Source organism: Butyricicoccus sp., from assembly GCF_050872565.1.
Classification (GTDB): Bacteria; Bacillota; Clostridia; order Oscillospirales; family Butyricicoccaceae; genus Butyricicoccus_A.
In genome coordinates, this window is sequence record NZ_JBNMHC010000043.1 from 1 (window position 1) to 10,269 (window position 10,269).

Annotated in this window: 8 protein-coding genes; 7 read left to right on the plus strand and 1 reads right to left on the minus strand. The window is 47.9% G+C overall.

From position 1 onward, the window contains the following. The 7 genes from ACR0P9_RS03400 to ACR0P9_RS03430 form a co-directional block, all read left to right on the plus strand. The coding region (locus ACR0P9_RS03400) for a PfkB family carbohydrate kinase (RefSeq protein WP_432617433.1) at positions 1-586 on the plus strand (586 nt) is incomplete at its 5' end. Positions 587-687: 101 nt separating this feature from the next. Then, positions 688-3,138 carry an S-layer homology domain-containing protein gene (locus tag ACR0P9_RS03405; RefSeq protein WP_432617434.1) on the plus strand — a complete coding sequence of 817 codons (2,451 nt, stop codon included), beginning with the start codon at positions 688-690 and terminating at the stop codon, positions 3,136-3,138. Positions 3,139-3,314: 176 nt separating this feature from the next. Then, positions 3,315-4,247 (plus strand): 3-hydroxyacyl-CoA dehydrogenase family protein, encoded by a 933-nt coding sequence (locus ACR0P9_RS03410; RefSeq protein ID WP_432617435.1) that lies wholly within the window; start codon positions 3,315-3,317, stop codon positions 4,245-4,247. Positions 4,248-4,439: 192 nt separating this feature from the next. After that, positions 4,440-5,129: a response regulator transcription factor gene (locus ACR0P9_RS03415; protein WP_432617436.1), complete on the plus strand. Its 690-nt coding sequence runs from the start codon at positions 4,440-4,442 to the stop codon at positions 5,127-5,129. After that, positions 5,113-6,102, plus strand: a complete 990-nt coding sequence (locus ACR0P9_RS03420; RefSeq protein ID WP_432617437.1) for a sensor histidine kinase — start codon at positions 5,113-5,115, stop codon at positions 6,100-6,102. The genes ACR0P9_RS03415 and ACR0P9_RS03420 overlap by 17 nt, the downstream gene beginning before the upstream one ends. An 84-nt stretch (positions 6,103-6,186) precedes the next feature. Then, positions 6,187-6,876: an ABC transporter ATP-binding protein gene (locus ACR0P9_RS03425; RefSeq protein ID WP_432617438.1), complete on the plus strand. Its 690-nt coding sequence runs from the start codon at positions 6,187-6,189 to the stop codon at positions 6,874-6,876. Beyond that, a complete protein-coding gene (locus tag ACR0P9_RS03430) occupies positions 6,873-9,395 on the plus strand; it encodes an ABC transporter permease (RefSeq protein ID WP_432617439.1) in 2,523 nt (840 codons plus the stop codon). The genes ACR0P9_RS03425 and ACR0P9_RS03430 overlap by 4 nt, the downstream gene beginning before the upstream one ends. Positions 9,396-9,449: 54 nt before the next feature. On the opposite strand, the gene ACR0P9_RS03435 is transcribed toward ACR0P9_RS03430, so the two are convergent. Continuing rightward, the coding region (locus tag ACR0P9_RS03435; protein WP_432617440.1) for a M20 metallopeptidase family protein at positions 9,450-10,269 on the minus strand (820 nt) is incomplete at its 5' end.

Here is a 10,269-nt window from a genome sequence, read left to right on the forward strand (position 1 = left end):
AATCTGCCGTGATGCATGCAAGGCAGCAAAGGAGCGCGGTGTCAAGATCTCTTGCGACCTGAACTACCGCGGCAAGCTGTGGACACGTGAGGAAGCACGTGCCGCTATGACCGATCTGTGCCAGTATGTAGATGTTTGCATCTCCAACGAAGAGGATGCAAAGGATGTATTCGGCATCGAGGCAGAAAATACCGATATTTACGGCGGCAAGCTGAACAAGGCAGGCTACAAGTCTGTAGCAAAGCAGCTGGCTGACAAGTTTGGCTTTGAGAAGGTAGCTATCACGCTGCGTACTTCCATCTCTGCCAGCGATAATGACTGGGCAGCAATGCTGTACGATGGAGAGAACTACTGCTTCTCTAAGGAATATCATCTGCGCATTACCGACCGTGTTGGCGGCGGCGACAGCTTCGGCGGCGGTCTGATCTATGCCCTGATGAATGGCAAGTCTACACAGGATGCCGTAGAATTTGCAGTTGCAGCTTCTGCACTCAAGCATTCTGTAGAAGGCGATTACAATCGCGTTACCGTGGAGGAAGTCGAGAAGCTCGCAGGCGGCGATGGTTCCGGCAGAGTCCAGAGATAACATACCTACCTTATTTATCTTTCTTTTTCACTGGATGGCGGCAGGCTCAGGAACCTGCCGCCGAAAAAGAACGTAAAGAGATATGATGGAGAAAAAGAGTTATGAAAAAGAATCTTACGTCGAGTGTTCGCAAGTGTATCGCAGGCGTGCTGAGTATGGCTGTTATGGCTGGCAGCATGGCTGTTCCGGCATTTGCTGCTGATGACAACACAGGCAGCGATAATCTATTGACCTATCAGGTAGCTGAAGGGCTGAACTTGAATGACACGACTGCATTTGCCGATTCTACGGAAGCATGGCAGTATGCTGATAAGATTAGCAGCCATGTGGATACATCGGTTGAGAAAATGCGTGCCATCTTTGCACAGCGCAAGGTGAGCATCGTAGAGTACGGCGCACAGCCGCACGCTGTTTTTGATATTGTAGAGGGCACCTATAAGAAGTCCGAAGAAGATGCAAAGGCAGAAGCAGAGCTGGCAAAGACCAATACCAAGGCAATTTATGCGGCAATCAAGGCCGTCAGCGAAGCTGGCGGCGGCACCGTTGTTGTTCCGGCAGTAGATGGTCAGGTATTCTATACCGCACCGATTCATCTGGAAGACAATGTCAATCTGTGCATTGAGAAAAATGCAACTCTGAAGTTTACCACAGATACCAGCCTGTATTGCGGCGATCTGATGAAGGAAGTTTATGGCGATACGGTTGACGAGAAGGGCTTGACGCTGACTCGTTTTGAGAGCGTAGAGCTGATGAACTATTCTCCACTGATCTATGCATACGGCAAGAAGAATATTGCACTGACTGGCGAGGGTACACTGGATGGACAGGCAAGCGTTGGTGACGGCGAGCATCCGGAGACCATGGTATGGCAGCAGTGGAAGAAGAAGCGTACCTATGCAAATGGTACCACTATTGAAGCACAGAACGCAGCAGTCAACAAGGTGTATGGCCAGGGCCAGACCAATGTTCCGGTTGCTGAGCGTCAGTACGGCGAATCCGAGCACGAAGAGTGGAGCGGTGCAGATGACGGCTTCCTTCGTCCGAACTTCATTCAGCCGTATAACTGTCAGAATGTCCTGATTGAAGGCGTTTCGATTAAGAATTCTCCGATGTGGGAAATCAATCCAGTTCTGTGTGATACCGTTTTGGTTGACGGCGTTTCCATTAACAGCCACCTGCACAACAACGACGGCTGCGATCCGGAATGCACCAGCAATATGGTTATCCGCAACAACTCCATTGATGTTGGCGACGACTGCATGGCAATCAAGTCCGGCAGAAACGGAGATGGTCTGCGCATCAACCGTCCGAGCTTCAACATCGTACTGGAAAACAATACCTTCGTTGACGGCCATGGCGGCGTAACCATCGGTTCGGAAATCACCGCTGGTGTCAAGAACATCTTCTCTGAGAACAACGAGATGAACAGTGATGATCTGGAAGCAGCATATCGCTTCAAGACCAACTACATCCGTGGCGGCACGATTGAAAATGTATACTATCGCAACGACCATGTCAAGATGGTAAAGAGCGACAAGCCGGTTATTCTGGTTGACCTGAACTACGACATCAAGAATGAAGTCAAGCGCATGGAAGCCTTTGGCGTCGACTATAAGGCATACATTCCGCAGTTCAAGAATGTACTGTTTGAAAATGTATCCGTCAATGCTGCAAATGAAGCAGGCAAGGGCGGCAAGTACGCACTCCAGCTCAACGGCTTTGATGTCAGCAGCATTGCTGATTCCTGCACCGTAGAACCGGGCACACCGGATTGCTACATTTCTGATTTTACCATCCGCAATTCCAGCTTTGTCGGCAGCGAACAGAATTTTCAGATGACCAATGTTGATGGTCTGACGATGGAAAATGTCAGCATGACTGGCAGCACTACAGCAGACAGCCTGTCCAAGTGCAAGAACCTGACCTTTAAGAACTGTGATTTCACCGGTTCTGCAACAAAGCGCAGTGTCTTTGCAGCAACAGAAGGCTCTGTACTGACTGGTTCTGTTTTCGAGGGCGATTACACCGACGTACCGGCTGATACTTGGTATACCGATGCTGTATATGCAGCACGTGAGGCAGGTACGATGGTTGGCGTAGCAGACAAGACTTTTGCACCGACCGCACAGCTCTCTCGTGCACAGGTTGCACAGATTCTGTACAACCGTGCAGGTCAGCCGACTGTCAGTGATGCACAGGCATTTACTGATGTTGCAAAGGATCAGTGGTATTATAAGGCTGTACAGTGGGCTGCTGAAAACGGCATTGCAGGCGGCGTTGGTGACAAGATGTTTGCACCGAACGCAGCAGTTACTCGCGAGCAGCTGGCACAGTTCCTGTACGCAGAAGCTGGCAAACCGGCAGCTTCCGGCGAACTGAACTTTGTTGATGCAAGTGCAGTTTCCGGCTGGGCAACTCCGGCTGTTACTTGGGCAGTACAGAATCACGTCATTGCCGGCGATAAGCAGGCAGACGGAACCCTTCTGCTCAACCCGCGCGGCAACACAACCCGTGCACAGACCGCAGTGATGCTGCACAACTTGGCATCCTAATTTACGCTGCTAACAGATACTGGCATCTGTTAGACATACATGATTCCTTTCCTATCAGATAAGAATCCTTTCCCTAAAAAGAGACCTGTCTGTTCCTTCGGGAGCAGGCAGGCCTTTTTTCTTGAGAATGTTTGTTTTTTATGATACGATACTTGTAGAAAGTGAGGAAAATAACCATGAATATACAATCCATTGTCGTAGCGGGTGCCGGAACCATGGGATCTTCCATGGCACAGATTTTTGCAAAATATCACGATCGCGTTGTGATTTACAACCATCGGGAAGTAACTTTGCAAAAGGCGCAGGAACGCATTGAGGAAAATGTACAGACGTTGATGCAGGCGGGAGAGTTGACACAGAGAGAAGCGGAACATTTGCTCGGTGCACTGTCGTATACCACGGAGTGGAACTGCTTTTCATCCTGTGATTTGGTTGTGGAGAATTTGGCGGAGGACTTGCCAATCAAACAAGCGTTTTATGAAAAAATCTCCTCGCTTGTCCGAGAGGATACGATTATCGCAACCAATACATCGGGCTTGTCTATCAATACCTTGGCAAAATCTGTGCAAGGGGCAAATCGATTTATCGGTATGCACTGGTTCAATCCGCCGCATTTGATTCCGCTGATTGAAATTATCAAGGGAGATCAGACAGACGATGCCGTTGCTCAAGCGATTTATCAGCTGAGCGTTACAATCAACAAGAAACCGGTGATTGTCAATCGCGATGTGGCAGGCTTTGCGGCAAATCGCTTGCAGTTTGCCGTCTTGCGCGAAGCGCTGGATTTGGTGCAGAAAGGCGTGATTTCCAAAGAAGGCATTGACGATGTCATGAAATACGGATTGGGATTTCGGTATGCTTGCCTTGGTCCGTTAGAAGTTTCTGATTTCGGCGGACTTGACACATTCTATCATATCAGCAGCTACTTGATGAAAGATTTGTGCGACTCCAAAGAGGTGCCGGAACTCATGAAACAGCATTATGAAGCGGGAGAGTATGGCGTCAAAACCGGCGCGGGATTTTATGACTATTCCGGAGATCGAGCACAGCAAGCGACCAAAGAGCGCGATGAGAAGTTTTTAAAACTGTATCATGCGCTGTATGAGTAAAATCATCTGTCTGTAAGTACACGATGGTCGTATGGAGAATCCTTTGGATATGCCGGATAACTTTTCGGAGAAATGCCGACAGAAAACCAAGTCGTTGGAGGAATGATTGTTATTCTAGGCATTTGCGTGTATACCTTGTATTCTATCAAAGGCCGCAGTATAATGACAGCAAGATAGAGAAAGGAAATGCATATGAAACGAATCTTTTTGATTGAAGATGATGCGGCAATTGCAAAAAATCTCAGCTTGCTGCTGCAAACGGAGGGATATATTGTCACTTGTGTCAATACGCAAAAACAAGCCATTGCTATGCTGGACAAGCAAATGTTTGATCTGGCATTGGTGGATATTTCTCTGCCAGATGGAAATGGGTTTGCAGTTTGCACAGAGATGAAACATCGACAGGACATACCGGTTATCTTTTTAACGGCTTCCGGAGACGAGGCCAGCGTTGTCACCGGACTGAATCTTGGTGCAGATGATTATATTATCAAACCGTTTCGCCCGCGAGAATTGGTAGCACGCATTCAGGCAGCTTTGCGGAAATCTGGGCGTATGCCGACCGTATATAGCATGGGTTCCTTGACAGTAGATACAGCGTCCGGCGTAGTAAAAAAGAATGGGCGGGATGTTTTTTTGTCTGCTTTGGAGTATCGGCTGCTGTTAGCATTTATCAATGAACCAAACAGTATTTTGACGAGAGAGCGTCTGCTCGATGAATTGTGGGATGCATCGGGAGAATTTGTGACCAATAATACCTTGACCATGTATATCAAACGTCTGCGGGAAAAAATTGAAGAGAATCCATCGCATCCGCAAATGATTGTAACGGTTCGAGGATTGGGGTATCGTTTGGGAGGGGATCATGCTTCGGAATCGTGAAATCAAACAAATTATAGGAATTTCTGCTGGGATCACAACGGTTTTGGTTGGCATTGGCTTTTGGATTCATCCGATGGCTGGTGTTTTCGTGCTTGTTACAGCGATTGGGTTAGGCGTTGTCTTTGCGCGATTTACCAAGGCGCGGTATCAACGTCTGACAGAAATGGCGGAACGCATCGATCACATTTTGCATGAGGAAGAGGAAATGTATATTTGCAGCGAGGAAGAAGGAGAACTTGCCATCTTAGAGAGTGAGATCTCAAAAATGACGCTGCGGATTCGAGAACAAAATGATGCCTTGCGCAGAGAGAAACAGCATTTAGCGGATTCTATGGCGGATATTGCGCATCAATTGCGCACGCCGCTGACCTCTGCCAATGTCATTCTTGCGTTGCTGAAAAATCCAATGGAGGAGCAAAAACGCCGTTCTTTGCTGGGAGAAACACAGAAATTATATCGAAAGATGGAATGGCTGATTACTGCTCTGCTCAAATTGTCGCGGCTGGATGCAGGAATTGTGGAATTTCAATCGGAGCAGATTTCAGTCAAACAGTTGATACAGGAATCTTTGCGTCCGTTTTCTCTCTCTATGGATTTGCATGAGATTCAAACAAGCCTAGATATACCGGAGCAAGCGATGATTACCGGTGACTTTGGTTGGCTGTCAGAAGCTCTGCAAAATATTTTCAAGAATTCCATAGAGAGTATGCACGACGGCGGCAAACTGGAAATCATCTGTACAGATACGGTTTTGTATACGGAAATTCAGCTGCATGACAGCGGACCGGGATTTTCTACGGAAGATTTACCGCACATTTTTGAGCGGTTTTATCGCAGTACAAAGACACAGACATCGGGATATGGCATTGGGTTGGCACTGTGCCGAACAATACTCTTGCGGCAAAATGGTACGATTCAAGCAAAAAACCATCCAGACGGCGGTGCGGTGTTTTCCATCCGGTTCCCAAAGTGACAGATCTCTCACCGAAAAGTCACGGAGGTGTAAGGTACACACGGTATACTATGAGCATACCAAACAAAAAGGAGGCTCATATATATGGATTTCTTACGAGTAGAGAATGTATGTAAAATCTACGGAGAGGGCGAAAATGCGGTCGCCGCACTGGATCATGTTTCCCTAAGCATAGAGAAAAATGACTTCACAGCGATTATTGGTTCTTCGGGTTCGGGAAAATCGACCTTGTTACATGCGATCGCAGGTGTTGATGTGCCGACCAGCGGAAAAATTTTCTTGAACGGGCAGGATGTCTACGCACAGAACCAAGAAAAACTGGCGATTTTTCGTCGCAGGCAGGTAGGACTGATTTATCAGTTTCATAACCTGATTCCAACACTCAATGTCGTGGAAAATATCACGCTTCCGGTGCTTATGGACAGAAGAACTGTCAATCAACAGCGACTGGAAGAACTGCTGGAGCTGTTGGGTTTACAGGATCGGCGGGATCATTTGCCCAATCAGCTTTCCGGCGGACAGCAGCAGCGAGTAGCCATTGGCAGAGCACTGATGAATGCACCGGCTGTGATGCTGGCGGATGAGCCGACGGGAGCGCTGGACAGCCGCAACGGCAAAGAGATTGTGCAGCTGCTGAAAGAGAGCCACAAAAAGTACCATCAGACGCTGATTATTGTCACGCACGATGAGAGTATCGCGTTGCAGGCAGACCGCATCATTACGATTGCTGACGGCCGTATCGTGCGGGATGAGAGGCAGGTGGCTCGTGCGTGAATATCTTTCACAAGATCGCATGGCAGGGATTAAAAAAGAATCGCACGCGCACACTGGTGACGATTATTGGTGTGGCGTTGTCAGCGGCACTGTTTACCGCTGTCACGACGTTCGGCATGACGCTGCTGCAATATTTGATTGACAATTCCGCTGCAAAAACCGGAAACTGGCATGTGGAATTTACCGATACAGCTCCGGCATTTATGCAGCAGCAAGAGCAAGATAAAGAAGTCGAGCAAGTAGCTTGCTTTGAAAATATTGGCTATGCTGTGCTGGACGGCGCAAAGAGCGAACAAAAGCCATATCTGTTTGTTGTGGGATTTACCGATGAGACGCAGCAAATGCTGCCGATTTCCCTGATTTCTGGCCGTTTGCCAAAAAATGATACAGAGATTTTACTTCCGGAACATGTGGCAATCGAAGCTGGCGTACAGATTCCTGTAGGAACAACGCTCACCGTATCTGTCGGCAATCGAGAAAAAGACGGAAAACGTTTCACGCAGCACGATGCCTATACAAAGGGAGAAACACTGTCGCAGACTGTGCAGAAACAGTATACCGTTGTTGGTACCTATGAACGTCCGGGTTATGAGGAACACGAAGCGCCGGGATATACTGTGATTACGCGGGTTCATGCGATTCGTGCGGATGCTTCGTGCAGTGTATTTGTTCAGCTAAAACATCCGACACACAGTAACCAATTCGCAGAAACCCATAAACATGCGGGAGAATATGTGCTCAATGAAAATATCCTGCGGTTTTATGGTACAGCTGGCAGCCAAGGATTCCGAATGCTGCTGTTTGCGGTCGGCGGAATTATCATGGCGATTATTATGGTCGGTTCGGTATTTCTGATTTATAATTCGTTTCAGATTTCATTGAATGAGCGGATGCATCAGATCGGTATGTTGATGTCTGTCGGCGCGACGAAAAAACAGTTGTGTCATTCGGTTTTGTTTGAAGGCGTTTGTATCGGTCTTGCCGGAATACCGATTGGAATGCTGGCGGGCGTTGGCGGTATCGCGGTGCTGCTTCCGATTCTATCGAAGCAATTTGCTGTTGCATTAGCATTAGGGCACAGCGGCGTCGGTCTGCATTTGACGGTCTCTGTTCCGGCACTGCTTGCGGCGGCATGTGTCAGCTTAATTACCATTTTGATTTCTGCGTATATTCCGGCGAAAAAGGCAGCGTCTATCTCGGTCATGGATTGTCTGCGCCAGAATAACGTGATTAGCATTCAAAATCATTTGATGAAGACTTCGCCGTTTGTGCAGAAGCTCTTGGGCGTGGAGGGGATGCTGGCACTGAAAAATTTCCGCCGTAACAAACATCGGTATCGCAGTGTGGTATTATCCCTGTCCTTGAGTGTGGTTTTGTTTGTATCCAGCAGTTCGTTTATCGGTGTTGTCCATCAAATTCGTGATTTGAATCTGAATCAAGTGGGCGATGCAGATATTATCTTCCAAACCAATGAGCTAGACGAGACAAAATTTCTCCAAATTTATCGCAAAATAAAGAAAGAACCGTTTGTCACAGACAGTACATGGCAGGCAAATGCTGTGTGCACAGCTTCCAGCACAGCGATACCTGCCGATGCTGCCAAACATACGATGAAGAACGGAACGATTCGCGTTTGTTTGCAGTTTATTGAGGACGATATATATACAGATTTCCTCAAGAAAAATCATCGGGATTTGACTCAGTATCAGGGAGATCACGCAAAATATAGTGCTGTGCTCTGCGATATCAAAAAGCAGCAGGTTTTTCTGAGTGGACAGACGATCCCATTTACACTGATGGGAGAAACCGGAAAAAAGGTATCGATTCAGGCTGCGATGGAAGACGAATACCCGATAGATACCCTGAATTTGAGCGAGATGCAAGACGCAAGCAGTATTTTGTTTGTAACGATTCCTGTCAGTCAAAAAGCGAAGTTCCAAGGACTATACACAACGCAATCTCTCGGAATACTGATAAACAGCAGCAAACCGTCGAAATCTCTGTCTGCGATACAGGAAACACTTGCTCGCAGGCAGGATATACAGGGAAAATATACACTAATGAACATGGCGGCGGCAACAGATCAATTCAGCAGTCTGACATTTGTCATCAATCTGTTTGCGTATGTCTTTATCGGCATGATTTCCCTCATTGCGACGGCAAATGTATTCAACACGATTTCAACGAATATTCAGCTGCGCAGGCGAGAATTGGCTATGCTTCGGTCAATGGGCATGGCAGAGCGGGAATTTAATCGAATGATGCGGTTTGAATGCCTGTTTTACGGCATACAAACTTTATTGTTTGGCATTCCGATTTCCGGCGTGCTCTCTTGGGGGATTTACCGATTGATGGCTACTGCGGAAAAGAGCGATCAGCTGCTCTATCATATTCCGTGGCAAAGCATGACGGTTTGCATTGTCGGTGTATTTTGCATTGTATGTATGACAATGCTGTATGCCACCAGCAAAATCAAGCGGGAAAATATCATTGATGCCTTGCGCGATGATACAATTTGAGTACAACAGAGACAAAAAAATCCGGCAGAAAAAACTGCCGGATTTTTATCTGTGTTATTGTGCTAGCCAGTTTAGTGCACACCATGTGTGCAGGGCGGCACCTAACGGGAGAACATCCTCGTTAAAGACAACTTTTTCATTGTGCATCGGCTTGCCGTACAACGGATTTTCATTCGGTGTACCGGCACCCAGCAATAGATAGGCGCAGGGCAGTTCATAGGTATACGAAGCGAAATCTTCTGAACCCATGCCGCCTTCATCCAGACGATATACTGCCTTTTGTCCGACAAGCTGTTGAGCAAGGTCACCCATGGCATTGACCAAATCTGGATCATTGACGAGCGGAGGGGCAGAGGCAAGCTCGATCACTTCTGCACTGCCGCGAAATGCCTGTGCAGTGCATTGCGCAATCGTCTCGATGCGCTGCATGATGTGCGCGGTAAGCTCTCGGTCAAAGGTGCGAATCGTACCTTCTAAGATGGCATCCTGAGGGATGATGTTGGGAGCCTGCCCGCCCTGCATATGGCCAATCGTCACAACCGCAGGCTGCTTGGCAGCGATTTCTCGGCTAATCAGCTCTTGTAGAGAAAGATAGACGTGAGCGGCAATATTTAGCGGATCGACGCCGGTTTCCGGCATGGCTCCATGACAGCCAACACCGTGAATATGAATGCGGAATAACGTACAGCCTGCCATAAACGTTCCGCGTCCGCACAGAACAAGACCGGACGGTGTGCCGGAATTGACATGCAATGCCATGCCAACCTGCGGCTTGGGATTGTTTAATACACCGGCAGCCAGCATGGATTTTGCACCGGTAAATCCCTCTTCGTCCGGCTGAAAGACCAGCTTTACTGTGCCGTTTATTTGTGCT

Coding starts and splice junctions, on each gene's coding strand:
- ACR0P9_RS03415 (WP_432617436.1), top strand. CDS start 4,440: ATGAAACGAATCTTTTTGATTGAAGATGATGCGGCAATTGCAAAAAAT.
- ACR0P9_RS03405 (WP_432617434.1), top strand. CDS start 688: ATGAAAAAGAATCTTACGTCGAGTGTTCGCAAGTGTATCGCAGGCGTG.
- ACR0P9_RS03425 (WP_432617438.1), top strand. CDS start 6,187: ATGGATTTCTTACGAGTAGAGAATGTATGTAAAATCTACGGAGAGGGC.
- ACR0P9_RS03410 (WP_432617435.1), top strand. CDS start 3,315: ATGAATATACAATCCATTGTCGTAGCGGGTGCCGGAACCATGGGATCT.
- ACR0P9_RS03420 (WP_432617437.1), top strand. CDS start 5,113: ATGCTTCGGAATCGTGAAATCAAACAAATTATAGGAATTTCTGCTGGG.